The organism is Gilliamella apis (assembly GCF_030758615.1).
Taxonomy (GTDB): domain Bacteria; phylum Pseudomonadota; class Gammaproteobacteria; order Enterobacterales; family Orbaceae; genus Gilliamella; species Gilliamella apis_A.
This window is the reverse complement of record NZ_CP132381.1, coordinates 2,411,202-2,437,555: the sequence shown is the minus strand read 5'-3', so window position 1 is coordinate 2,437,555 and position 26,354 is coordinate 2,411,202. Positions and strand designations below refer to the sequence as shown.

23 protein-coding genes and 4 tRNA genes are annotated in these 26,354 nt (G+C 33.3%); 14 read left to right on the top strand and 13 right to left on the bottom strand.

Features of this window, described 5'->3' with window-relative positions; genetic code table 11:
• Positions 1-41: 41 nt before the first annotated feature.
• Complete coding sequence (gene pflA, locus RAM17_RS11230) at positions 42-818, top strand: pyruvate formate lyase 1-activating protein (protein ID WP_220000025.1); 777 nt, start codon at positions 42-44, stop codon at positions 816-818.
• A gap of 48 nt (positions 819-866) precedes the next feature.
• Here pflA and rarD read toward each other — a convergent pair whose 3' ends face one another.
• Both rarD and serS read right to left on the bottom strand, forming a co-directional pair.
• Entirely contained in the window at positions 867-1,763 is an 897-nt protein-coding gene (rarD, locus tag RAM17_RS11225; RefSeq protein ID WP_306240167.1) for an EamA family transporter RarD, read from the bottom strand.
• 71 nt (positions 1,764-1,834) lie between these two features.
• The gene (gene serS, locus RAM17_RS11220; protein ID WP_110447209.1) at positions 1,835-3,127 is read right to left on the bottom strand and encodes a serine--tRNA ligase; all 1,293 of its coding nucleotides are present in this window, start codon (positions 3,125-3,127) and stop codon (positions 1,835-1,837) included.
• 757 nt (positions 3,128-3,884) lie between these two features.
• Between serS and RAM17_RS11215 the strand changes: the two genes are divergently transcribed.
• The gene (locus tag RAM17_RS11215) at positions 3,885-4,154 is read left to right on the top strand and encodes a DUF4190 domain-containing protein (protein ID WP_110447210.1); all 270 of its coding nucleotides are present in this window, start codon (positions 3,885-3,887) and stop codon (positions 4,152-4,154) included.
• Positions 4,155-4,782: 628 nt separating this feature from the next.
• Here RAM17_RS11215 and RAM17_RS11210 read toward each other — a convergent pair.
• From RAM17_RS11210 to recA, 8 genes are all read right to left on the bottom strand, one after another.
• Positions 4,783-4,859 (bottom strand) — tRNA-Arg (locus RAM17_RS11210).
• Positions 4,860-4,878: 19 nt separating this feature from the next.
• A tRNA-Arg gene (locus RAM17_RS11205) sits at positions 4,879-4,955 on the bottom strand.
• An 18-nt stretch (positions 4,956-4,973) separates the two neighbouring features.
• Positions 4,974-5,050 (bottom strand) — tRNA-Arg (locus RAM17_RS11200).
• A gap of 17 nt (positions 5,051-5,067) precedes the next feature.
• Positions 5,068-5,160: transfer RNA gene (locus RAM17_RS11195), tRNA-Ser, on the bottom strand.
• A 123-nt stretch (positions 5,161-5,283) separates the two neighbouring features.
• Entirely contained in the window at positions 5,284-5,484 is a 201-nt protein-coding gene (gene csrA, locus RAM17_RS11190) for a carbon storage regulator CsrA (RefSeq protein WP_110447211.1), read from the bottom strand.
• 144 nt (positions 5,485-5,628) lie between these two features.
• Entirely contained in the window at positions 5,629-8,262 is a 2,634-nt protein-coding gene (gene alaS / locus RAM17_RS11185; protein ID WP_110447212.1) for an alanine--tRNA ligase, read from the bottom strand.
• A gap of 191 nt (positions 8,263-8,453) precedes the next feature.
• Positions 8,454-8,915, bottom strand: a complete 462-nt coding sequence (locus RAM17_RS11180; RefSeq protein ID WP_181414621.1) for a regulatory protein RecX — start codon at positions 8,913-8,915, stop codon at positions 8,454-8,456.
• A gap of 38 nt (positions 8,916-8,953) precedes the next feature.
• Positions 8,954-10,000: a recombinase RecA gene (recA, locus tag RAM17_RS11175; protein WP_110447214.1), complete on the bottom strand. Its 1,047-nt coding sequence runs from the start codon at positions 9,998-10,000 to the stop codon at positions 8,954-8,956.
• Between the two features lie 436 nt (positions 10,001-10,436).
• Here recA and RAM17_RS11170 point away from each other — a divergent pair, with 436 nt between their 5' ends.
• From RAM17_RS11170 to RAM17_RS11160, 3 genes are read left to right on the top strand one after another with little or no spacing between them, the layout of a single operon-like run.
• Positions 10,437-11,681 (top strand): PqiA/YebS family transporter subunit, encoded by a 1,245-nt coding sequence (locus tag RAM17_RS11170; RefSeq protein WP_181414622.1) that lies wholly within the window; start codon positions 10,437-10,439, stop codon positions 11,679-11,681.
• Positions 11,682-11,696: 15 nt separating this feature from the next.
• The gene (gene pqiB, locus RAM17_RS11165) at positions 11,697-13,334 is read left to right on the top strand and encodes an intermembrane transport protein PqiB (RefSeq protein WP_110447216.1); all 1,638 of its coding nucleotides are present in this window, start codon (positions 11,697-11,699) and stop codon (positions 13,332-13,334) included.
• A complete protein-coding gene (locus RAM17_RS11160; protein ID WP_110447217.1) occupies positions 13,334-13,918 on the top strand; it encodes a PqiC family protein in 585 nt (194 codons plus the stop codon). Before pqiB ends, RAM17_RS11160 begins: the two co-directional genes overlap by 1 nt.
• Before the next feature lie 61 nt (positions 13,919-13,979).
• Here RAM17_RS11160 and pabB read toward each other — a convergent pair whose 3' ends face one another.
• The gene (pabB, locus tag RAM17_RS11155; RefSeq protein WP_181414623.1) at positions 13,980-15,719 is read right to left on the bottom strand and encodes an aminodeoxychorismate synthase component I; all 1,740 of its coding nucleotides are present in this window, start codon (positions 15,717-15,719) and stop codon (positions 13,980-13,982) included.
• 1 nt (position 15,720) lies between these two features.
• Complete coding sequence (locus RAM17_RS11150; RefSeq protein WP_110447219.1) at positions 15,721-16,293, bottom strand: anthranilate synthase component II; 573 nt, start codon at positions 16,291-16,293, stop codon at positions 15,721-15,723.
• 300 nt (positions 16,294-16,593) lie between these two features.
• Here RAM17_RS11150 and manD point away from each other — a divergent pair, with 300 nt between their 5' ends.
• The 5 genes from manD to yccX all read left to right on the top strand — a co-directional run bounded on the left by manD (position 16,594) and on the right by yccX (position 21,932).
• Positions 16,594-17,808 (top strand): D-mannonate dehydratase ManD, encoded by a 1,215-nt coding sequence (gene manD, locus RAM17_RS11145; RefSeq protein WP_034902860.1) that lies wholly within the window; start codon positions 16,594-16,596, stop codon positions 17,806-17,808.
• Positions 17,809-17,830: 22 nt separating this feature from the next.
• Positions 17,831-19,165 carry an MFS transporter gene (locus RAM17_RS11140; RefSeq protein WP_110447220.1) on the top strand — a complete coding sequence of 445 codons (1,335 nt, stop codon included), beginning with the start codon at positions 17,831-17,833 and terminating at the stop codon, positions 19,163-19,165.
• A 51-nt stretch (positions 19,166-19,216) separates the two neighbouring features.
• Positions 19,217-20,728: a mannitol dehydrogenase family protein gene (locus RAM17_RS11135; RefSeq protein ID WP_110447221.1), complete on the top strand. Its 1,512-nt coding sequence runs from the start codon at positions 19,217-19,219 to the stop codon at positions 20,726-20,728.
• 158 nt (positions 20,729-20,886) lie between these two features.
• Entirely contained in the window at positions 20,887-21,570 is a 684-nt protein-coding gene (locus RAM17_RS11130) for a GntR family transcriptional regulator (RefSeq protein WP_110447222.1), read from the top strand.
• 83 nt (positions 21,571-21,653) lie between these two features.
• The gene (yccX, locus tag RAM17_RS11125) at positions 21,654-21,932 is read left to right on the top strand and encodes an acylphosphatase (RefSeq protein ID WP_110447223.1); all 279 of its coding nucleotides are present in this window, start codon (positions 21,654-21,656) and stop codon (positions 21,930-21,932) included.
• Between the two features lie 98 nt (positions 21,933-22,030).
• Here the strand turns inward: yccX and RAM17_RS11120 are convergent, their stop codons facing one another.
• Positions 22,031-22,624, bottom strand: coding sequence for a CHAP domain-containing protein (locus RAM17_RS11120; protein ID WP_110447224.1), 594 nt, complete (start codon positions 22,622-22,624; stop codon positions 22,031-22,033).
• Between the two features lie 419 nt (positions 22,625-23,043).
• Here RAM17_RS11120 and lptC point away from each other — a divergent pair, with 419 nt between their 5' ends.
• The 4 genes from lptC to RAM17_RS11100 are packed head-to-tail and all read left to right on the top strand — an operon-like array spanning position 23,044 to position 26,316.
• Positions 23,044-23,610: an LPS export ABC transporter periplasmic protein LptC gene (gene lptC, locus RAM17_RS11115; protein ID WP_110447225.1), complete on the top strand. Its 567-nt coding sequence runs from the start codon at positions 23,044-23,046 to the stop codon at positions 23,608-23,610.
• A gap of 3 nt (positions 23,611-23,613) precedes the next feature.
• Positions 23,614-24,168: a lipopolysaccharide transport periplasmic protein LptA gene (lptA, locus tag RAM17_RS11110; RefSeq protein WP_110447226.1), complete on the top strand. Its 555-nt coding sequence runs from the start codon at positions 23,614-23,616 to the stop codon at positions 24,166-24,168.
• Positions 24,169-24,894 carry an LPS export ABC transporter ATP-binding protein gene (gene lptB / locus RAM17_RS11105; protein WP_110447227.1) on the top strand — a complete coding sequence of 242 codons (726 nt, stop codon included), beginning with the start codon at positions 24,169-24,171 and terminating at the stop codon, positions 24,892-24,894.
• A 6-nt stretch (positions 24,895-24,900) separates the two neighbouring features.
• On the top strand, positions 24,901-26,316 hold the full coding sequence (locus RAM17_RS11100) for an RNA polymerase factor sigma-54 (protein WP_110448024.1): 1,416 nt from the start codon (positions 24,901-24,903) through the stop codon (positions 26,314-26,316).
• The last annotated feature ends 38 nt before the right edge of the window (positions 26,317-26,354 follow it).

Genomic DNA, 26,354 nt, shown 5'->3' with positions numbered 1-26,354 from the left:
TAAGAAAGAAGAGCAATGTAAGCAATTATCAGAGAATTGTTATGGAAAAAAATATTATTATGACAACAGAACAACCGATTAAAGGTCGTATTCACTCTTTTGAGTCTTTTGGTACAGTTGATGGACCGGGAATTCGCTTCATTGTTTTTTTTCAAGGATGCTTAATGCGATGTTTATATTGTCACAATCGTGATACATGGGATCTAAAAGCAGGACGTGAAATTACTGTCGCTGAGCTGATGAAAGAGATCATCACTTATAAAAATTTTATTATGCCTAATGGTGGTGGCGTAACAGCATCTGGTGGTGAAGCAACCTTACAATCAGAATTTATCACTGAGTGGTTTAAAGCTTGTCATGCTGAGGGTATTCATACCTGTTTAGATACTAATGGTTATGCAAGACAACTTGATCATACCGTTGAAGAGTTAATGGAAGTAACTGATCTTGTGATGCTTGATTTAAAACAAGTGAATGATGATATACACCAAAAATTGGTAGGTGTTCCAAATAAACGGGTTTTAGAATTTGCTAAATATCTTCAAAAAATAAATAAACGAACTTGGATCCGCTATGTTGTTGTACCAGGATGGACGGATGATGATAATTCAGCCCATTTACTTGGTCAATTTATTCAAGGAATGGATAATATTGAAAGAGTTGAATTACTCCCATACCATAAGCTCGGTGCATATAAATGGGATACACTGGGTGATAAATATATGTTAGAAGGTGTAGAAGCTCCACCACGAGAAACATTGGATCGAATTCAAGCAATTATTGAAAGTTATGGTCAGTATGTGACATTTAGTAAATAAAGTTAATTAACTAGTAAAAAGGCATCTATTATGGAGCCTTTTTATCTACTATTTTAATCTTTTTCGTTTTACTGTTCGTAGTATATAAATAGTTCCCTCCAGAGCTAGCACACAAACTGATAACCAAATAAGCCCATATGGTAAAATATGCTCTGTGGATATTGATTCATGTAAAAATAATACAGAAACAACAGTAAGTAATACGGGCTCTACATATCCTAGTAATCCAAATAGTCCAAACGGTAACAGCCGTCTAGCGACAAAATACATAGCAAAGGCGATGGCAGTAATAATACCGAGCATTGGAATAAAAATATGAAAATGAGATAAGTCACTTATAATCTTATTACATGGATAATGTAAAAGAAAATAAATCAGACAGCCTATAAATATAAAAAAGAAGTCCGAAAAGGTTCCGGCAATACCTTCTATCTGTAATTTGCGTCGTGTCATAAAGTAAATAGGATAACCCAAGGCGATGACAGCAGTTTCCCAAGAGAAAGCGCCAGTAATATAGACTTCTGATATAACACCTATGCTAGCGAGTAATACTGCAATTTTTTGAAAAATACTTAGCCTTTCTTTATAGAAAATTTGCCCAAAGACCACCATACTTAATGGTAATAAAAAATAGCCAAGTGAAGCCGATAATCCATGACCATTAATTGGTGCCCAAATAAAAATAAGCATTTGAATAGTTAGTAGAAAAGAAGAAAATAATAACCCAACTAAAAGAAATGGCTTATCTTTAATTCGAATAAAAAGGGCAGATATAGATGACCATTGCTTTTCAATCAGAATTAATACAATAATAGCCGGAAAAGATGTTAACAATCGCCAGCAAAAAATATCTACTACAGATAAAGGTTGCAATAATACTGGATAGTAATACAGCAAGCCAAAAAGACATGATGCTAGGATTGATAATGCAACACCTTTTATCATCTTATTTACCTTAATTAATAAAAAAATAGCGCTAATGAATAGCGCTACAATGAATATTTGAAATTATAAAACTAACCAATAACTTCAAGGCCATTCATATATGGTACTAATACTGATGGTACTTTAATTGTTCCGTCTGCTTGTTGATAATTTTCCATTATAGCAACCAGTGTACGTCCAACGGCTAAACCTGAACCATTTAGGGTATGTACTAAATAGGTTTTATTATCAGCTTTATTGCGATAACGAGCTTGCATACGACGTGCTTGGAAATCCCACATATTTGAGCATGAAGATATTTCACGATAAGTATTTTGTGCTGGTACCCAAACTTCTAGATCATAGGTTTTGCAAGAACCAAAGCCCATATCCCCAGTACAAAGTATAATTTTACGATATGGCAATTCTAATAATTGTAAAACTTTTTCAGCATGTGCAGTTAATTCTTCTAATGCTTGCATTGATTCTTCTGGTTTAACAATTTGCACTAATTCGACTTTATCAAATTGATGCATACGAATTAAGCCACGGGTGTCTTTACCATATGAACCAGCTTCAGAACGGAAACAAGGCGTATGAGCTGTCATTTTTAATGGTAATACGCTTTCATCAAGAATTTCATCACGTACTAAATTAGTAACAGGTACTTCTGCAGTGGGAATTAGTGCATAATTACTGCTTTCTGACTCTTCATCAAGCGGTTTGGTATGGAATAGATCTCCCGCGAATTTAGGTAATTGACCTGTTCCAAAAAGCGTAGCTTGATTCACTAGATATGGTACATAAATTTCAGCATAGCCATGTTGTTCAGTATGTAGGTCTAGCATAAATTGCGTAATTGCACGATGTAAACGGGCTATTTGTGATTTCATTACCACAAAACGAGCGCCAGTTAGTTTTACACCAGCAGCAAAATCAAGACCACCAAAACGTTCACCTAATGCAACATGATCTTGAATAGGAAAATCGAAGGTTCTTGGCGTGCCAAAACGAGAAATTTCAACATTATCATTCTCATCTTTACCATCTGGCACAGCATCATTAGGAATATTGGGAATGTTGGCAGAAATGTCTTTAATTTGGTTGAGGAGCTTATCAAGTTCTGTTTTTGCACTGTTAAGCTTTTCACCTAATTTGTTTACTTCTTCGCGCACAGTTGAAATATCTTCACCGCGTGCTTTTGCTTCACCAATTGCTTTCGAGCGAGCATTACGCTGCGCTTGTAAGTTTTCTGTTTCAACCTGTAGTGTTTTACGTTTTTCTTCAAGTTGTCGAATAGTCTCAACATCTAATTTAAATCCACGGCGAGCTAATTTGCTAGCAACGAGATCTAATTCATTTCGAAGTAAATTTGGGTCCAACATAAAAAGAGTCCATTATTGTTTATAAATGTTATTTAATTTCTTATTTTAGTACAGCTAACAAAACATATAAATAAAAAAGTATGATTAATAACACATATGAAATTCGTGAGTTAAGTATACTAGAATTGTTTCGGGATTCAACCGGAGTGGCTGGTCCGAACAATGCTAAATGATATTTATAAATTTATTTTTTGGATAAGAAAATAATTACTCGTTATATGTCAAAATTCTATACATATAAAATTTATTATTTTTGTGTTTGTTACTGCTGCGTATCTTACTTGATATTTTAAGGTGACTATTATTATTAAAAGCAAATACAAATACAAGTTATTAACAGTTATTTTTTAGAAAATATATAATATTAAAAACGTTGTTCTATAGGTAATCTTTTATTCTATTTTTCAACAGTATTAAATCAAATTCCAAATAATTTATTTACTGCAGGAACTATATTTTTCTAATTTATCTCTCATTAAAATTTTAAGCTGTATCGTTTGGATTATTATTCTGAATAATTTTTTCCTCAAAATCCTATATAAAAGTCAAAATAATCAATGAAAAAAGCCAAAATGCTTTTTTAGATTCTTTTCTCATCAACTATCCTTTATAAGTTTTTTGAGAAATTTAGTGAGATATTTGATAATTGGTGATAGTTCGCCTTGAATGGATCTTATATTGATCTGCAAAAATGACAAGATTATACTTAACTGCTATTTATTTTAACTTTTCAAAAATTTTACAGGGTAGAAGGTAAATGGAACAAGAACAGAACAAGGCAACAAGTGGTTTTGCTATAGCAGGAATGGTTTGTGGGATTGTATCATTAATTCCTATGGGGCTTTTTAGTATTGCTGTGGCTATTGTTGCTATAGTGTTAAGTGCTATTGCTAAGAGTGATATAAGAAATAATAATAAAAATGGTGCAGGTTTTGCTACAGCCGGGATGGTTTGCGGAATTATTGCTATTGTACTATGGGTTTTATTGATAATTGTGATTAGTACGGCAATATTATCATTTGCCTAATTATATAACTAAAAGATAAAATCATTATTAATTAAAGCTGACAAAGTCGGCTTTTTTTAATCTAAAAGTAAAATATAATAAATTTGTTACTTTTCTCTCTTTGCCAATCTACATTCGTATTTATGTTGTAATCTTTTTAATAATAAAACTATTTCTTTTTAATCCATAAAACGTTTTATCTAGAGTTTTTTGCATGTTTAAAGAGTGCCTTTTGAGCTTTTTTATTTATCTCGCCCTATTCGAATTTTATAGCAATGATTAGGGGCGGATAAGGTTAAGAATATAGCTATAGATTAAATGCTTTGTAAAAGGCTCTAAATGAGCATTATTAGCCGTTTTTGTGTCAGTTAAGGGATCTTGGATAGGGTAGTGAATCAAGTGTATTATATTTAGTGTTTTATTGGATATATATTTAAAGCATGATTCTTTAATACTTGTCATTTTAATTCATAAACTGAGGTGATGAGTATAACAAAATAATTTTCATATTTTAGTATTCTATTTTTATCAAAATATACAAAGAGAAATATCTAATGAAAATTAAGTCATTGCTATCAGTTAAGCTGATAGTTGATATAAATCATTATTTTTTTGATTATAAGAAATCGAAATGCTTTTGGATGCTTAATGGCGCACCCGAAGGGATTCGAACCCCTGACCGCTCGGTTCGAAGCCGAGTGCTCTATCCAGCTGAGCTACGGATGCGTGTAAGTTCGTAAAAAAATGGTGCATCCGAAGGGATTCGAACCCCTGACCGCCCGGTTCGTAGCCGGGTACTCTATCCAGCTGAGCTACGGATGCGTATTGAATATTTTAAAATGGTGCATCCGAAGGGATTCGAACCCCTGACCGCCCGGTTCGTAGCCGGGTACTCTATCCAGCTGAGCTACGGATGCATATTTTAATTTTTAAATGGCGGTGAGAGAGGGATTCGAACCCTCGATGCAGCTTTTGACCGCATACTCCCTTAGCAGGGGAGCGCCTTCAGCCTCTCGGCCATCTCACCAAAACATTATGACTTTGCTTCAACAACAAAATCATAATGTGTGGCGCACATATTACGTTCTAGAAAAAATAAGTCAAACATTTTTTTTAGAACTCGTGCTAGTTGTTTATTTCGTACCCAATATTACTCTTTGGGCTGAACTGATTCATCACTTTTATCTTGCGATTGATGAATTCTGTTGTATATTTCTTCTCTATGAATAGAAACTTCTTTAGGTGCATTAATACCGACTCTGACCTGATTACCCTTCACGCCTAAAACGGTAATAACAACATCGTCACCAATTATAAGTGTTTCACCTACTCTCCGAGTTAAAATTAACATTAGATCTCCTAATATCAGTTAAGTATATATCCAAACAATTTTAAGATATAGCTTCGTCAGCCCCCCATCAATAAGATAGAAAGACGGAATTTTACAGAAATACACTAATGTTTAATTAACAAACAAACACTGGAGCACATCTGGCTAACTTGCTTGTAATTTATTACTGATTTCTTTTTTTACAGAAGATAACGCTTCTGGTAACGCTGAAAGATCCATTCCACCTGCTTGAGCGAAATCAGGCCGCCCACCACCTTTACCACCTACTTTTAATGCTAATTGAGATACTAATTCGCCAGCTTTAACAATGCCTAATAAATCATTAGTTACACCAGCAGCTAAATTGATTTTGTCTCCATTAACAGCCGCTAAAATAATTACGCCGGTTTTTAATTGATTTTTCAAATCATCAATCATTGTGCGTAACATTTTTGCTTCGACATTATCAAGTTTAGCAATTAGCAAGTTTTTATTATTTATTTTTTCGCATTGATCAAGCAATTGCCCACTTTGTTGGCTAGCTTGTTGGGCCTTCAGTTGCTCCATTGCTTTTTCTAATGCTTTATTTTGATCGAGCAATTGCTCTATTCGTGATAACACCGCTGATTTATCACTTTTAACCAATTGTCCAATTTGGTTTAATAAATTGGATTCATGATGTATGTATTCCATCGCATTTTGTCCAGAAGTGGCTTCAATACGACGTACCCCTGAGGCAATACTTGATTCAGAAGTAATTTTAAATAGGCCTATATCTCCAGTTCTATCAACATGTGTGCCACCACAAAGTTCGATAGAGAAATCGCCCATGGTTAATACTCTAACAATATCTTCGTACTTCTCACCAAATAATGCCATAGCACCTTTATTTTTAGCCTGATCAATTGGCATCAGTTCTATGTCAACTGGCAAGTTACGACGTATTTGTTGATTAACTAGATTTTCAATTTCAACAATTTGATCTTGCGTAATAGGTTGATTATGCGAGAAATCAAATCGAAGGTAACTGTCATTAACTAGTGATCCTTTTTGATGTACATGATTTCCTAAAATACGTTGTAGAGCAGCTTGCAATAAATGTGTCGCCGAATGGTTACGACGAATACGTTCTCGTATTTCTACATCTATTGCAGCGGTTACGATATCACCAACTTTTAATGTACCTTTGGTGACTTTACCAATGTGACCAATACTTTTACCATATTTTTGGCTATCAGTCACACCGAATACTAGATTAGCTGAGCTTAATACACCTTTATCACCAACTTGACCACCTGATTCACCATAAAATGGTGTTTTGTCTAAGATGACAATTGCGGTATCGCCGGCATTGATAGCATCAACTTTATTCCCATCTTGGAAAATTGCAATGACTTTTCCTGATGATTCGGTTAGTTTATAACCTAAAAATTCAGTTTTATCATCAAGTTTAATCATATTACTATAATCAACAGTAAATGAACTTGATTCTCTAGCTCGTTTTCGTTGTTCTTCCATGCATTGATTAAAACTATCTTCATCAATAGTGATGTTTTTTTCACGACACACATCAGCAGTAAGATCTAATGGGAAACCGTAAGTATCATATAGTTTAAATGCAACATCTCCCGGTAGTATTGCATTAGTAATCTTACCTAGCTCTTGATCAAGTAAAAATAAGCCCCGTTCTAATGTTTTTAAGAACTGTTCTTCTTCTATTTTTAGGGTTTCTTCAACTAATTTTTGGTTATTTGCTAATTCATTAGCGGCGCTTCCCATTACATCAATTAATGGTTTAACTAACTTATAGAAGAAAATATCTTTAGCACCTAGCATATGTCCATGACGTACTGCTCGGCGTATAATTCGACGTAATACATAACCTCGGCCTTCGTTTGAAGGTAACACTCCATCGGAAACTAAAAAAGCACAAGAACGTATATGATCAGCAATAACTCGTAATGATTTACTTTCTAAATCGTTGGTTTGGATGATTTGTGCAGCATCTTTTATTAATTTTTTAAACAGATCAATATCGTAATTTGAGTTGACATGCTGTAACACTGCCGCTATGCGTTCAAGTCCCATGCCTGTATCAACGGAAGGTTTAGGTAACTGTTCCATTGTACCATCAGCATGACGATTGAATTGCATGAATACGATGTTCCAAATTTCAATAAAACGGTCACCATCTTCTTCCGCACTTCCTGGAGGTCCCCCCCAAATATGATCACCATGATCATAAAAAATTTCAGTACAAGGTCCACAAGGTCCAGTATCGCCCATTTGCCAAAAGTTATCAGACGCATATGGCGCACCTTTATTATCACCTATACGAATAATACGCTCTTTCGGAATACCAATTTCATTTTCCCAGATTGCATAAGCTTCGTCGTCGGTTTCATACACGGTTACTGTTAAGCGATCTTTTGGCAGATTAAACCATTTTTCACTAGTTAATAATTCCCATGCAAAATGAATCGCGTCATGTTTGAAATAATCGCCAAAACTAAAGTTTCCTAGCATTTCAAAAAAAGTATGATGCCGAGCTGTATAACCTACATTGTCAAGGTCATTATGTTTGCCTCCAGCACGCACACAACGTTGTGATGTTGTTGCTCTGGTATAAGATCGTTTATCGATACCAAGAAAAACATCTTTAAATTGATTCATTCCCGCATTGGTGAATAAAAGTGTTGGATCATTATGTGGAACAAGGGAACTACTTGCAACAATTTCGTGTCCTTTGCTATGGAAAAAGTCAAGAAAATTTTGACGAATTTCTGCAGTGCTTTTCATTTATGCTTCCATATTAAACGATAAATTTTTAGACATAGTAATATACCCGTTACAACTTAAGTTGAAAAGTAAATATTCTTAATACAGCGATTGATCTAATTACTATTAGTAAGGAATAAAATTAAAAGATCTTGAGAGCTTTTTACGCAATGGGCATTCATAATGCTTAGTATTGTAGGGACTATAATGGTTTAAGTCAATAAACTATACGCAGTTTTTATATCATTTTGTGTAAAACCTCTGGAGGTTAAAAAATGTACTACCTTTTGTTTTTGTTGATTATTTTTAGAATCGATAACTTTAAACTTTTTCAACAATTGTTGATAAGCTATCTCAGACCAATTAATATCAGCTATATTTAAGAGCTTTTTATTAAGATCAGATGATAAACCTCGTTGCTTTAATTCTAAACTAATTTTATATTTTCCATACCCTTTATTAGCACGCATAAATATATATTTTTCAATATATTGCTCATCATCCATCCAATGTTTCTGGGTACAATGTTTAATGACATGCTCTATTTGTGTCTTTAATTGAGTTAATTGTTCTGGGTAATCATCTTCTGCACATTTTATTTTTTTACTAAAAAATAAAGTTAATTTTCTGGTAAGTTCATATGAAGAGTGATCACGCTGTGCAAGTAATTGCACAGCTTTGGCTAAAATTAATTTATTAAGATTGTGTGACATTATTCGAAATTTTCATCTTCTATTGTAGATTCTTCGTCCTCTGCAGAGAAAACAGCAGGGCTATTTAATAATAAATCACGTAATTTTGTTTCAAGCTCGGTAGCAATTTCAGGATGTTCTTGTAAAAACTTAATTGAATTAGCTTTACCTTGTCCAACTTTCTCGCCATTATAGCTATACCATGCGCCGGCTTTATCAACTAATTTATGTTTAACACCCAAATCAATCAATTCACCTTCTTTTGAGATACCACATCCATAAAGAATTTGGAATTCAGCTTGTCTAAATGGCGCAGCGACTTTGTTTTTAACCACTTTTACCCGAGTATCACTACCGATAACATCTTCGCCTTCTTTTACTGCACCAGTACGGCGGATATCTAAACGCACTGAAGCATAGAATTTTAATGCGTTACCGCCAGTAGTTGTTTCAGGATTACCAAACATAACACCAATTTTCATACGAATTTGGTTGATGAAAACGACAAGGCAATTCGCATTTTTGATGTTAGCGGTTAACTTACGTAATGCTTGAGACATTAAACGTGCTTGTAATCCCATATGAGAATCACCCATTTCGCCTTCAATTTCCGCTTTTGGTGTTAATGCTGCGACAGAGTCGACAATAATGACATCTACAGCGCCAGAACGAACCAATGCATCACAAATCTCAAGAGCTTGTTCACCAGTGTCTGGTTGTGAAACTAATAAATCGTCAACTTGTACCCCTAATTTTGCAGCGTAGATTGGATCTAAAGCATGCTCAGCATCGATAAATGCACAGGTTTTACCTTCTTTCTGTGCTTGTGCAATAACTGATAATGTTAATGTCGTTTTACCTGATGATTCAGGTCCAAAGATCTCAACAATTCTGCCCATTGGTAAGCCACCAATACCCAATGCTATATCTAATCCTAAAGAACCAGTTGAAACGGCGTCCACATCTAAAGTTTGTGTGTCGCCTAAACGCATTATTGAACCTTTACCAAATTGTTTTTCGATTTGACTTAATGCTGCTGAAAGTGCTCGTTGTTTGTTTTCATTCATATAATTAAATTCCAATAAGTAAGGATATGAGATACATTATACTGTATTGTTATACAGTATCAAGTTTTTTTTATAAACAGTATTAAATTGATTAATTATGTGAAATTATTCACAAATTTTCTTAATATTTATTACTAAATCCCGTTATGCAATTAATTAAACATTATCTTGAGAGTTATTTAGAATAACGATCTTCAAATCGCCATTTGAAAAATGATAATAATCAAATTATGCTAATTTAATTAGGTAATACTTTCATAAAAAAGAAGCATTTGATATGATTGGCATCTAGAAGCTTTTTGGCCATTATTAATTTATTAAATTAATTACCACAGAACATAATCGTTTAACAAATATTGGCAATTTTATATATATAAACGTTATGCTAATCAAAAACATCTTTACTAATTAGTACACAATCAAATAAAGGAAAATGATGACTGTTGATAATCAAAATTATGTATTGTGTTCCCATTGTGATTTGGTTATCGGATTAACAGATGTTGCAATTGGACATAAAGCTACTTGTCCTCGCTGTACTACGACATTGTTTAAAAATCAGAACAATATGAAATTTCGTGCGGCAATGTATGCATTTTGTTCATTAATTATGCTTATCGTCGCTTGTGGGTTTGTGTTTATTGATATTAATTTAGTCGGTAATGTTAATGGTGTAAGTGTTTTAGATATACCCAAAATACTTTTTTTTGATAGATATAGCTATATTTCCGCATTATTTGTTTTATTTGTGCTTGTTTTTCCATTACTCAATTTATCTATTATTGTATTACTTTGCTCCAAAATAAAACTGACTAAATATCGAAAAAGAGATCTTTTGATTGTTTATGAAAAATTTCAGCATTGGTGTATGCCTGAGATTTTTTTGACAGGAATTTTAGTTAGTTTTGTTAAATTAATGAGTTATGGCAGCCTTGGTGTTACAGGGACCTTTTGGGCATTTTGTTTATTTGTTTTCTTTTATATCAAAGCAGTAGTTATTTTTACACCAGGTAAAATATGGAATGAAATCCATCGTAATAATTTTACTTTAAAACCATTAGAAGTAGGTAAAACGGGAATTTATCAAAATATAAAATTGTGCAGCTGTTGCCATGCAATTATTCCTGCTGAGTATGCTAAATGTCCAAGATGTAAACAAAAAAGTCAACTTAGAGGAAGAGATAAAGTACAGTGGACGATTGCACTTTTAGTTACTTCACTGATTATTTATATACCAGCTAATTTATTTGGCATCATGATTACTGAAGTTTTTGGTGCACCATCGAGTTCGACGATTATGGATGGAGTTATCTATATGTGGCAAGCAGGGGATGTGCCGGTAGCATTAATCATTTTCGCTGCTAGTGTAGTTATCCCTATTTTAAAAATTATTTCTCTTAGCTGGCTTTGTTATTTTGCTTTGGCAGTTAAGAATAAGAAAAAACGTAATTGTCTAAAAATGAAGAAATTATATAATGCTGTTGAATTTATTGGTAAATGGTCAATGATCGATATCTTTGTGGTTTCGGTAGTGTGTTCTTTAGTGAGAAATCAACAAATGATGGGCGTATATCCTGATATAGGGGTAAGTTTTTTTGCTACTGTCGTTATCATTACAATGATTGCATCCCAAAAATTTGATCCACGTTTGCTTTGGGATCGAGTACCAACTAGAAAATAAAATAATAGGAATAATATGGCAAGCTCAAATAAATCAGCAAAAATAATTAAAATTAGAGCAATTTCAGCAATATGGATTATTCCCATAGTTACCGCAGTTGTTGGTTTATGGATTATCTATGCCCATTTTGCTGATCGAGGTACTCCTTTTACCTTATTGGCTAAAGATGCAAGTGGTATTGTAGCTGGTAAAACAGTCATAAAAAATCGCAGCGTTGATGTTGGTATTGTTGATGAAGTGACATTATCTGATGATTACAAACAAGTCGTAATCAAAGGTCGAATCTATAACGACATGAATCCGCTTTTGAAAAATGATTCAATATTTTGGGTGGTTAAACCTGAAATTGGTCGTGATGGTGTGACAGGGCTAGGAACTATTTTATCGGGTGTCTATATTGAGCTTGTTTCAGGGAATGATACTCATAGCTTTAAAAATAATCCATTTATTCTATCTGATGCACCGCCCTTATCAGATCCAAGCATAAAGGGAATTCGTTTAAATTTAGATAGCGATCAAAGTGGTGTTGTGCCACGCGGTGCTAAAGTGATGTTTCGTGGCTATCATGTTGGTAATGTTGAAACGTCACAGTTCGATGTTGAAGCGCGTAAAATGAAGTATCAAATTTTTATTACGACACCTTATGATGCATTAGTTACTGAAAACGTACGGTTTTGGAAAGAAGGGGGAATCAATTTAACGTTATCTTCTCGTGGTGCCAGTTTAGATGTGCCTTCTTTAGATGTTCTAATGTCAGGCGGTATTAGCTTTGATTTACCTGATGGGGCAAAATTAGGACAACCGGCTAAGCAACATGATGTATATAAATTATATGAAGATAGAAAGTCGATTCAAGATTCACAATATACTGAATATAAAGAATTCCTACTTATGATTACGGACTCAATATCGGGATTAACCGAAGGTGCACCAGTTGAATATCATGGCATAAGGCTCGGTACAGTAAGTAAAGTACCGTTTTATACCACAGAAATGTTGCAAGAAAGATCAATTCTTAATCAAAGAGTACCGATACTAATTAAAATCGAACCTGACAGATTAGCTGAATTGGTAGAAGATAAGATAGATATTGGTAATTTAATTATAAATGAGCAAAAAAATGGTTTGCGAGCATCATTAAAGACTTCAAATATGTTTACGGGGGCACTTTATATTGATTTAGATTTTTATCCAGAGTTAAAAGATAAATATGATAGTAAATTAGCTAAACAATATGGGTACGATACGATTGAAACTACATCAACTGGATTTGCACAAATACAAGCAAAAATCCTGCAATTATTAGATAATTTTAATAGTTTACCTGTTAACAATACTATGGAGCAATTTAATAAATCCTTAGAATCGAGTCAACGCTTAATGAATACCATAAATCAAATTATGGCAAGTAAAGAGATGCAAAATATGCCTAAAGATTTACAAAGAGCTATGCGTTCATTAAATGAAGCGATGAAAGGAATACAACCAGGTTCACAACTTAATACACAAATGAATGAAAGTTTACAGAAAATTCAGCAAATGATGGATGAATTAACTCCTTTACTTCATACGCTAAATAATAAAAGTAACGCATTGATCTTCTCTTCACCAAACAAAAAAGATGAAGAACCAAAAGCCAGAGGAAATAAATAATGTTCAAATCGATTCGATGTTTTAAAATTACACTATTGATAGCATTATTAGCGGTAATGGTGGGTTGTTCATCAAATACCGAAAGAAAAAATTATTTTCAATTAACGAGTAATTTAGTTAATGTTGATTCAGTGACGACTCGCTCGACCAATAAGTTTATTTGGATTGAGTCTATTGAAGTAGCCAGTTTTTTAAATAAATCAGGCATTGTTTTACAAACACAAGATATAAAATATGTTACAGCAACTAATAATTTATGGGCCTCAACATTGTCTCAACAATTTGCAGATAGATTATCGCAGGATCTAACCCAACTTTTACCTAATTATTTAGTCTCAACCAAATCTATTACTACACCTACCTTAACAATTAAGCTTTTTATTGATGGTTTCCATGGTAGTTATAAGGGGGATGCAGTGATAAAAGGGCGCTGGGTAGTGACAGATAATAAAGGACAAATTAGGACTAAAGTTATTGAACGCAGTGTTCCGTTGGCAAAAAATGGCTATAGCGCACTGGTAAAAGCCTTATCGCAAGGCTGGCAAGATGAAGAGTTAGAATTTGCGAATTCAATCAAATATTAGTTATTGTTTAACATTCCGCCGATATAATGGCGGAATGTCATAGATAGTTAATTTCAAATGATCATAACTGTTTTTTCAATTCACTAAATACCTGCTCTTCAATTTCAACCCAACCTCGAACACTATTAATAAATGCTATTTTATCGGCCTGTAAAATATCTTTTTTGTTTATCGTTTTCTCAATTAATTTATGCTGATCTAAATAATGTTGTCGCATAGTGCCAGCTAATAGTCCTGATGTAATGGCAGGCGTTATCCACTTATCATTAATTAATAGGGCGATATTACCATTAACAAACTCGGTAATTTCATCATTTTGATTATAATTGATATATTCTTGATCAACTGTCAATTGAGGAAAATGTTGTCGATTGGTTGTTTTATGATAGAGAAAAACATTATGTTTATCGACACTTTTAGGCGCAAAAGCTATATTATTAATCACCATTGAGGTGGTAAGCAAATCTATACTTATTTCTGATTGTCCTGATTTTGATTGCAGAAGTCTAACTTTATATTTTCCTAATGGATATTTTTTGGCTAGCTTCGTTAATGTCTGTTTGATTGTTTGAATATCACTTGTAAAATCAAAATATTGTGTTGAGTTGTCCAATCTGTCCAAATGTGCATTAAGTAACAAAAACTCTCCATTTTCTAACAATAAGGTTTCAATAATATATTCAGGTATAGATAAAGTTCTATGCAAAATAGCTGTTTTCGCTAGGACTTCGTTATATTCATCATTGGCGCTTGAATCCCAGGTAATGCCTCCACCAACACCATAATTCAACTGTTGATTATTAATGGTTAAGGTACGTATTGGAATATTAAATATCGCCTTTTTCATAAAAGGGTCAATATAACCAATTGCGCCACAATACACGCCACGAGCTGAATTCTCAATATTACTAATAATATGCATGGTACTTGCTTTAGGTGCTCCAGTGATTGAGCCACATGGGAACAGTGCTTGCAATAGTTGATATAGGTTAATATTATCTTTTAATATTCCTTGAATTGTCGAGGTTAGTTGCCATACGGTTGGGTATTTTTCTGCGGTAAATAAGTGTGGGACGGTGATCGATCCTGGTTTTGAAATTCTGCTCAAATCATTACGCAGTAAATCAACAATCATCATATTCTCTGCAAGATTTTTTTCTGATTTCAACAACTCTACTTGTTGTTTATCTTGTTGTGTCGTCAATCCTCGGGCGGTAGTACCTTTCATTGGTTTCGTTGTAATAGTTTTATCTTCTAATTTAAAAAATAGCTCAGGAGAAATAGATAAGATATGATAATTTTCAAATTCTATATAGGCACAATAATTGGCAAGATTATTTTTTTGTAGAAAGTAATAATAATCTAAAGGATTACTATTAAATGGTGCACTAAATTGAATGGTATAATTGGTTTGGTAAGTATTACCTAATTCAATTTGCGAGTGAATATAGTCAATTTTTTGCTGATATTCGTTAATATCAGTATCACAAGATAACTTTAACGATAGTGGTGAAAAGTGATTTGAATCTGGAATTGGCTCACTCGTATACTTATCAAAAATACCAAATAATAGTAATGGTAAATCAAGATTTGAGCTTTTTATAACTTTGGTTTTATTGTTTTCACTAAACCCCATAGCACTTTCATAAGCAAGATAACCACAAGCGTAATAACCTTTATTTGTGAAGCTTTCTATTTCATCAATGCGTTGTTTAATAGCTCTATAATCGTTTGATTTTATAATTTTGATTGGATCACAAAAATATTTACGTTCACCTTCAAAATCGATATAAATTTTCATATTAATTACCATTAACAAAGTTACTAATTATTTTTAAACCAGATTCTGTCTTAATTGCCTCTGGGTGAAATTGTACCGATTCAATTGGCAGTGTTTTATGTCGTAATCCCATAATCAATCCTTGTCTATTTTTAGCGGTAACTATTAAAGGTGACTCATTTAATGGCAAATTAGGGTGGGCAATTAGAGAATGATACCTAACCACGGAGAGTGGATTTTTAATCCCGACAAATAAGCCTTGCTCATCATGTGTAATTTCATCAATTTTACCATGCATTGGTACTGGGGCTTTAACAATGCTATAACCAAAATATTGGGCAATCGCTTGATGACCTAAACAAATGCCAAGTATTGGGCAGTGATTAGCAAAACAATTGATCGCCGATAATGATATTCCGGCATTATCGGGTGTTCCCGGCCCCGGAGAAATGACCATTTTGGAAAACGATAATCGCTTTAATTCATCAATAGATTTTTCATCATTTTTGATGACCATAACTTCGGCTCCTGCACGGCAAAGGTAATCATAGATATTAAAAGTAAAAGAATCGTAATTATCAATTAGAAGAATCAAAATAGTACCCAATGCTTAATAATTATAAATAAAGGAGGTTTTAACGAGTGACTGGTGATTTTATTATAAAAAGCGATGCTATATAAAGTAATTAATTACTTATTAAAAAAACTATCTACGACTATACTAGACATTTAAAAACCCTGTTCCTCAAAAATTTGAGGAGCGGGGTTTTTTATTACTTATTTCTCATAAAGTTAATATTTATGTGATCAATATCACACAATTTTTCTAATCTACTTGTATGGTAGTATGATTAGAATTAAAGTTTACTCATTAATCATTTTTCAGAGGTATCAAATGAAAATCGTAAAAGCAGAGGTTTTTGTGTGTAGTCCAGGAAGGAACTTTGTCACATTAAAAATCACTACAGATTCAGGCGTATATGGAGTTGGTGATGCGACACTCAACGGACGAGAATTATCTGTCGCATCATATCTCAAAGATCATCTTTGTCCACAGTTAATCGGCCGAGATGCTAGTCAAATTGAAGATATATTTCAATATTTCTATAAAGGTGCTTATTGGCGTCGAGGGCCAGTGACCATGTCAGCGATATCAGCAATTGATATGGCGTTATGGGATATCAAAGGTAAAGTAGCCAATATGCCACTTTATCAGTTATTAGGTGGAGCTTCACGTACTGGTGTCATGGTCTATTGCCATACCACTGGTAAAGATATTGAAGAAGCGTTGGATGATTATGCCAAACATAAGGAAATGGGGTTTAAAGCCATTCGTGTTCAGTGTGGAATACCAGGAATGAAGACCACATACGGCCAAAGTAAAGGTAAAAATTTAGCTTATGAGCCGGCTACTCGAGGTAATTATCCTGAAGAGCAATTTTGGGCAACCGATAAATATCTTGATTTCACACCAAAATTATTTGAAGCAGTAAGAAATAAATTTGGTTTTAATGAACATTTATTGCATGACATGCACCATCGTTTAACCCCAATTGAAGCAGCACGATTTGGCAAAAGTATTGAAGACTACCGACTATTTTGGATGGAAGATCCGACACCTGCAGAAAATCAAGAGTGCTTCCGTTTAATTCGTCAACATACCGTAACACCAATTGCTGTCGGTGAAGTATTCAATAGCATTTGGGATTGTAAACAATTAATTGAAGAACAACTGATTGATTATATTCGAACCACGATAACTCATGCTGGTGGTATTACACATATGCGCCGGATTGCTGATTTTGCGGCTCTTTATCAAGTTAGAACTGGTTCGCATGGTCCATCTGATTTATCACCAATTTGTCATGCCGCGGCGCTGCACTTTGATATGTGGGTACCTAACTTTGGTGTACAAGAATTTATGGGCTATTCCGAACAGATGTTAGAAGTTTTCTCGCCTAATTGGACCTTTAATGATGGTTATATGCATCCAAGTGACAAACCCGGATTAGGAATCGATTTTGATGAAAAACTTGCAGCAAAATATCCATACAATCCTGCTTATTTGCCAATTGCTCGTCTAGAAGATGGCACATTGTGGAATTGGTAATTAAAAAATGAAGGAAATTAATATGTCAACTTTAGAAACAATGGAAGAAAAAGAAAAACGGAATATTATAAGGCGTGTAGCTGTTGCATCATCTATTGGAACTGCTGCAGAATATTATGATTTTTTTGCATATGGAACGGCAGCAGTACTCTTTTTTGGTCAACTGTTCTTTCCTAGTAATGATCCTTTTATTAGCACTCTTGCAGCATTTGCTACTTATGCAGTAGGTTTTTTTGCTAGACCTATTGGCGGTATTGTTTTTGGTCATATGGGCGATAAAGTAGGAAGAAAAAAAGCGTTAGTCATTACTATTTTAATTGTTGGATTAGGAACATTCGTTATTGGTTTATTACCAACTTATGCATCAATTGGTTGGTGGGCACCTGTAATTCTAATTTTAATTAGAGTTCTACAAGGATTTGGTGTTGGTGGCGAACAAGCAGGTGCGGTGTTGATGACAGCGGAATATTCTCCGCCTGAAAAGCGCGGATTTTTCTCTAGTTGGGTGCAAATAGGGGCACCACTTGGTTTTTTGTTACCTTCAGCGCTTTTTGCTTTATTAACATCATTACTTTCAGAAGAACAAATGCTTGATTTTGGTTGGAGAATACCATTTTTATTAAGTTTACTTTTAGTTATATTGGGATTATTTATCCGATTACGTATTGACGAATCACCTGTTTTTGAAAAAATTAGACAAACTAAAGCTGTTGAATCTTCAATGCCGTTGAAAGATGTTATGAAAAATTATCCGGGGATTGTTGCTAAAGGGGTTGGTGCAAAACTAATTGAAGCATGTTCATTTGCCATGTTTACAGTGATTGTTTTAGCCTATGTAAATGTAAATCAATTTAATAAAAGTTATGTATTAGATGCAATAATTGTTGCTGTAGTCATCGAGATTTTTACTATCCCGTTAATGGGCGCTTTATCGGATAAATGGGGAAGAAAAAGAGTCTATATACTTGGCGCTCTTCTGCAAGTAATTTTTATAGTTCCATTTTTCTTAATGGTCAATACACAGAATTATATATTAATTCAGTTAGCAATGATAATTGTTTTACCTATAGGTCATGCTATGTGTTATGCACCACAAGCATCATTCTTCCCAGAATTATTTCCGACAGCAATTCGTTGTAGTGGTATAGCGTTGATATGGCAGGTTGGTTCATTAATTGGAAGTGGTATTTTAGGGCTTTGTGCAGTTAAGATTTTACAAATGTGTAGTGGACATTATTCTGGATTAGCCTTATATGTTGGTACATTAGGTATTTTATCTGTTATTGGTATTGCGTTATTGCCTGAAACAGCACCTAATAAAATTAAAAAAGAATATCAGCAATGGGTAGGAAAATAAAACTACAAAATAAATGATTATTGTTTAATTAATTATTAATTAGAGACTTTTATGAGATTATCAAATCAAACTTTATCACAACTACCTAAGGGGGTAGTTGTTCCAACTTATGATAGAAGCAAAATTAAAACCAAAATTGTTCATCTCGGTTTTGGCGCTTTTCATCGTGCTCATCAAGCTGTTTATACGGATATACTAGCTGCACAGCATGATAGCGATTGGGGATACTGTGAAGTTAACTTGATTGGTGGTGAAGCTCAAATTCAAGATTTAAAACAACAAGATTGCTTGTTTAGTGTTTGTGAAATGTCTTATGATAATTGGAATACCCGCGTTGTTGGTATTGCAAAAGAAGCATTACATGCAGATATTGATGGAATACAAAAAGTCTTAGCAGTGATGACTCGTCCTGAAATTGCGATTGTATCGATAACCGTAACTGAGAAAGGTTATTGCTATCTCCCTTCGACGGCATCCATAGATACTAATAATCCATTAATTAGTCATGATATTTCTTATCCTTATGCACCTAAATCTGTTCCGGGTGTCATTGTTGAGGCGTTACGTTTACGTAAAGAACAAGGACTAAAACCATTTACGGTAATGTCTTGTGACAATATGCCTGAAAATGGGCATGTTACACGTAATGTTGTTTTAGCATTGGCTAAACAGCGAGATCCTGATTTAGCCCAATGGATCAATGATAATGTTACATTTCCATCTACAATGGTTGACCGAATCGTACCAGCTGCAACGCCTGAAACTATGGTAAAAATAAACAAACAACTAGGTGGTATTGATGACCCTGCGGGCATTGCTGGTGAACCATTTAGGCAATGGGTTATTGAAGATAATTTTGTGGCAGGGCGCCCCCAATGGCAAAAAGCAGGTGCAGAATTAGTTAATGATGTATTGCCATATGAAGAAATGAAGTTACGCATGTTAAATGGTAGCCATTCTTTTTTTGCATATTTAGGCTATCTAGCCGGTTATTTACATATAGATGAATGCATGCAGGATAATAATTATGTTACAGCTGCTAGACATTTAATGCTAAATGAACAAGCAACAACGTTGCGAGTTAAAGATGTTGATCTTTCTGCTTATGCTGATTCATTACTTGATCGTTATCGAAATACCGGTTTAAAACATCGTACATGGCAAATTGCAATGGATGGAACATTGAAGCTACCTCAACGAATGCTTGATTCAATTCGTTATCATGTAGCTAATAATAATACTGTATTTGATTGTCTTGCTTTAGGTGTTGCTGCTTGGATGCGCTACGTTAGTGGGGTTGATGATGCGGGTAAATCTATTGAGGTAAGTGATCCTTCAATTATGCAAATAAACGAGCTTGTCGCAAATAGTGCCGATGATGAAAATAGAGTAAAAGCGTTATTGTCTTTAACTCATGTGTTTGGTAGTGACTTACCGCATAATCAACTTTTTGTCGATAAGGTAACAAATGCTTACCTAGCATTGCGAGATTTAGGTGCTAAACAGACAGTTAAAAATTTAACTGAACTTTTTAGTACTATAAATGCAACTAACAATAATTGATAATAACTAAGGTGTAATAGCTTATTTTAGTCATTACACCTTCTATAATCATATTTCTAGTTATTTAATATATATAGTATTTTTTAAAAAAACTTTTCTTATATTTAAAAATCACCTACTATTTATTGTAATTTAATTTTATTACATAAAAATGGTATATGTTTAAACTTATTGAATTAAATATTTCTGAGCCGGTTAATCAGCAAGTTTATCGTGCATTAAGAAGAGCGATTATTACTTGTCAGGTGTTACCGGGAGTTTTACTTTCTGAAAAAGAGATCTCAAGTCAATTCAATGTATCACGTCAGCCAGTTCGTGAAGCATTTATCAAGTTAGCCGAAGCTGGCTTAGTTAAAATTTTGCCACAGCGAGGCACATTTGTAACAAAAATCTCCATTAAAAAAGTGATTGATGGGCAATTTATTCGTGAAGCCGTTGAGTGTGCAATTATTAAACGAGTAGCACAAGAAATTACCGAATCCGATCTGGTATTATTGGATAAAAATCTTGCCGAACAAATAGATGCCAATAAGCGAAAAGATATTCGCTCTTTTTTGGAAAAAGATGACGAATTTCACCAAATTATAATGAATGTTATCGATTGTCCAATGGCTTGGGAAACGGTCGAAAATATCAAAGCAATGATGGACAGAGTTCGATATCTCACCTTAGAAGATATTTCTCCACCAGAAGACTTAGTAAAGCAACACAAAAAAATCGTTATGGCACTAAAAAAACATGATCCGGAAATGGCGGCATTGGCGCTGCATGAACATTTATCTACTATTCTACAAACCATAAATATAGTCTCACAACAGCGTAATGATTGGTTTGTTGATTAGCTTAGGTAAATAATAAGGTTAAGTTAAGAAAAAATATTTATAATGAGATTAATTATTATAAATAATAATTGAGACTTTCTATTATGATACGACAAGTTAAAATTCGAGTGTGTGGTCGTGTACAGGGTGTTGGTTTTCGCTTCTTTACTTATCAACAAGCTACCAAACTGGGTTTAGTTGGTTATGTTAAAAATTTAGATAATGGTGATGTAGAAATACTAATACAAGGGGATAGCATATCAATTGCTAAATTAATACAATGGCTTGAACAGGGCGGACCAGTTTCAGCCCGTATAACGGCGATAAATGTTACAGAATTAATTCCTGAAAACCAATTAAATGCTTTTAATATCAAATATTAATTTTATACCTAATAAGGTATTTTATAATAATAGCCTATTGTTAAACAAAGTTAACATTGATAGGTTTATTATTTATAAACCATTATTTAATTAATTGTTTAACGTTTACGCAAATAACCGAAAACACGATAACCTTCTATTTTCCATAATCCATCTTTATAAATTAACGGAAAAGTCACCCGACTGCTTGCGTTAGGTCCTGGATTTTGCTGAACAATTTCGATCTCATTGTCGCTAACTTTACTGATAATAGCAACATGGCCATATTGAGACCAGCCTAGAACAATAATATCGTCTACTTTAGGTTTGGTGGTTGATCCATTATGGAACTGAAGTAGATTTCGCCTAGTATTCATTTTGCCATCAGGAATAGAATCATCGAAAAAATCTTTTGCATGGCCATAACTATCCGGCATTTTATGATTGAAACGTTCATAATAGTAACGTTTAATAAATTCAACACATTGATATTTAAGACCTAAATTATAACCATCTTTAGCTACATTGCGACTACTGACATGATTTATATTGCCATTATAGTAAACTTTAACTCCATTGAATTCGTCGACAACTGTGCCAATTTTACTCTCATTAACATTTAAATCAGCATAAGCATAATGATAAAAACTAGCTACTTCCAGCATTAATAAAACAGTTAATAAATAGAGACTGTTTTTTAATCTAAATAACATATTGATTTCCTATTGATATTTTTAATCATTATTAAATGATTATAGCTAATTTTCAGACTTAAAAATTAAACATAATAGATCTATATTACTAAAAATTTTATATATTAATTGATATATTATAGTAAATAATTAATCAATCAATCAATGAAGAGCATTATATTTTCTTTAAATTCAAATAGATGATAATTATTATTAATCTATTATCAAATACATTAAAATATATTTATTGGTATATTTTGAGGTATTTATGGTATTAATATTAAAGTATCTGAATTATTATCAGAATGTCATTTAACTTCTTGCAATGTCAGATATTAATTTAATAAAAAATAAAGTAAAATAAATTAATATTTAGATGATTTGTCATAATGGTGTGCCTACGTTATTGATTAATCTTATTCAGGTAATTAACGTAAACTATGAATAAAAAAAATTTAATCTGTCTATTACTTCTTATTTTGATAGTTGGTGTTTATTATAGTTATCAAAAAAATGATGATGTGTTGAGTACGCCACCAAATGCAAATCAGCTTGAAACGCCAATTTATCAAAGTGATGATATGGTTACTAATGTTTATGATTTGTCCGGTAATGTAGTATATAAAATTGAATCGGGCAAAGTAAAACATTTTGATAATAATGAAAATACTGATTTTGATTTACCTAATGTTACACTTTATGATCAGGATCACGCTGCTACATGGCATATTCAAGCAAAACGAGCGACTTTGACAAAAGATAAACTAATTTACCTTTATCAAGATGTGACATTAACTAATTTAACACCTGATTCTCAGTTACAGCAAGTATTAACCGATGATGCAGTAGTTGATTTAACAACGCAAATTGTAACATCTAAAGACCCGGTAAAAATTAGAGGAGTTGGTTTTTTCTCAACTGGTTTGGGATTAATTGGTAATTTACGGGAAAAAACGGCTAATATACTTGAAAATATAAAAACTTTTTATAATAGTGAGGCTCAATAAAAAATGAGATCAAAAAAACAAACATTTTTTCCATTATTTTTTATGCTATGCGCATCATTTGCTTGTTTTGCTGATGAACCTAATGTTGTCACGTCATCTGCCTCACAAAATCAAAAAATGTTTGCCGATAATAAACCCATCACAGTTGATGCTGATAATCAGCAAATAGATATTGAAAAAAATATTATTACTTTTAATGGTAATGTCCAGATTATCCAAGAAGGTTTGACGATATGGGCAGATAAAGTTGTAGTTACTGATATGCAAGACACAAGTAAACAGAAAATAACAGCATATGGTAAACCGGTAAAATATAAACAAGTTCTTCCTCAAAATAATAAAATTGTGACCGGTCATTCACAACAGGTTATCTATAATGTTAAAGAAAATAATATAGTATTACAGGGTGATGCAGAATTATTTCAACAAGATAATCATATCAGTAGTTCAATTATTACTTATGATGTGAAAAAACAGCAAATAGTGGCTCAACCAGGTAAAAAAGGCCGAGTAAAAAGTACTATCATTCCAAGTCAAGTAAAAGAGATGAATAAATAAATGGCAATTTTAAAAGCGGAAAATCTTGCTAAAGTTTATAAAAAACGACGAGTTGTTGAAGATGTTAGTTTAACAGTAAACTCTGGCGAAATAGTTGGTTTACTTGGCCCTAACGGTGCCGGTAAAACTACCACTTTTTATATGGTAGTTGGCATTGTGACTTTAAATGCCGGAAAAATTTACCTTGATGATCATGATATCAGTATTTTACCATTACATGAGAGAGCGCAAAAAGGAATAGGGTATTTGCCTCAAGAGGCGTCAATATTTAGGAAACTTTCTGTTATTGATAATATTATGGCTATTTTAGAAACTCGCAATGATATTGATAAAAATGAAAAGATTAATCGAGCAGAAGAGTTACTCGAAGAATTTCATATTACCCATATCCGAGACAATATTGGTCAATCATTATCCGGAGGAGAACGGCGACGAGTTGAGATAGCTAGGGCATTGGCTGCAAATCCTAAATTCATTTTACTCGATGAACCATTTGCGGGTGTAGATCCCATTTCAGTAATTGATATTAAAAATATTATTAAACACCTACGTGATCGTGGTTTAGGCGTACTGATTACCGATCATAATGTTCGTGAAACACTTGATGTTTGTGAACGAGCCTATATAGTGAATAAGGGACATTTAATTGCTGAAGGTACACCAGATAGTATATTAAATAATGACTATGTTAAACGTGTTTATTTAGGACATGAATTTAGATTATAGATTATGATGAAACAAGGCTTACAACTGAAGGTTTCGCAACAGTTGTCAATGACGCCACAATTACAATTAGCTATTCGATTGTTGCAATTGTCGACTTTAGAATTACGTCAAGAAATTCAAACTGTACTCGAAAACAATCCATTATTAGAGATTGCCGATCAGTATGATGAAATTAATGTTGAACAAGATGAACTAAACGAAAATATTGATACTCGTGAAGCATTAGATAGCCAAGAAATCCCCGAGGATATTCCATTAGATGCCTCATTAGATGATATTTACACAGCTGGTACTCCCTCAGGAACTCACTCAGATTATCGTAATGATGAGTTACCAATCTATCAAGGTGAAACACATGAAACATTGCATGATTACTTAAAATGGCAATTAGATTTAACACCATTTAGTGACATTGATCGTGCAATTGCTGTTTCGATTATTGAAGCTATTGATGACAGAGGTTATCTAACCGTTTCAACTGAAGAAATTCTAGAAGAACAAGGCAATAGTCAAATTGAACTTGATGAGGTTGAGGCAGTTTTAAAGCGAATTTGGCATTTTGATCCAATCGGTGTTGGAGCGAGATCTTTACAAGAATGTCTATCTATTCAAACTCAGCATTTAACTCCGCCAGTATTAGTTAAACAGATTATTGATAACTATTTAGATTTATTAGCAAATCATGATTATCGAACATTGAAAAAACGCTTAAATGCTACGGACGAACAGTTAAAAGAAGCCATTAATTTTATCCAGCATTTACAACCTTATCCTGGTGATTCGGTCAATACCTTACCTCCGGATTATGTTATTCCTGACCTTGTGGTTAAAAAGATTGATGGGAAATGGATTGCTGAATTAAACAGCGATACCGTTCCGACACTGCGCATTAATCAACAATATGCGGCAATGGAAAAAATTAGTAATGAAAATGATAGCCAATACATTCGCGCGCATTTGCAAGATGCAAATTGGTTTATTAAAAGTGTCGAAAATCGTAATGAGACACTATTAAAAGTGAGTCAATTTATTGTTGAGCACCAACAAGAATTTTTTGAAAATGGTGCTGAATATATGAAACCAATGATTTTGTCAGATGTTGCTATGGCGATTGATATGCATGAATCAACAATTTCACGCGTTACAACGCAAAAATATTTACAATGCCCTAATGGTATATTTGAGTTGAAATTCTTTTTCTCTAGCCATGTTAATACTGAATCTGGTGGTGAAGCATCATCGACAGCAATTCGGGCTTTAATTAAAAAATATATTTCTGAAGAAGATGCTAAAAAACCTTTAAGTGATAGTAAACTAGTTTCAATTTTAGAAAATCAAGGGATTATTATTGCCCGTCGAACGGTTGCTAAATATCGTGAATCTTTATCGATACCACCGTCAAATCAACGAAAACAGCTTTGATAATAATTGGCTGTTTTCGATTATTTTACTATTAATTT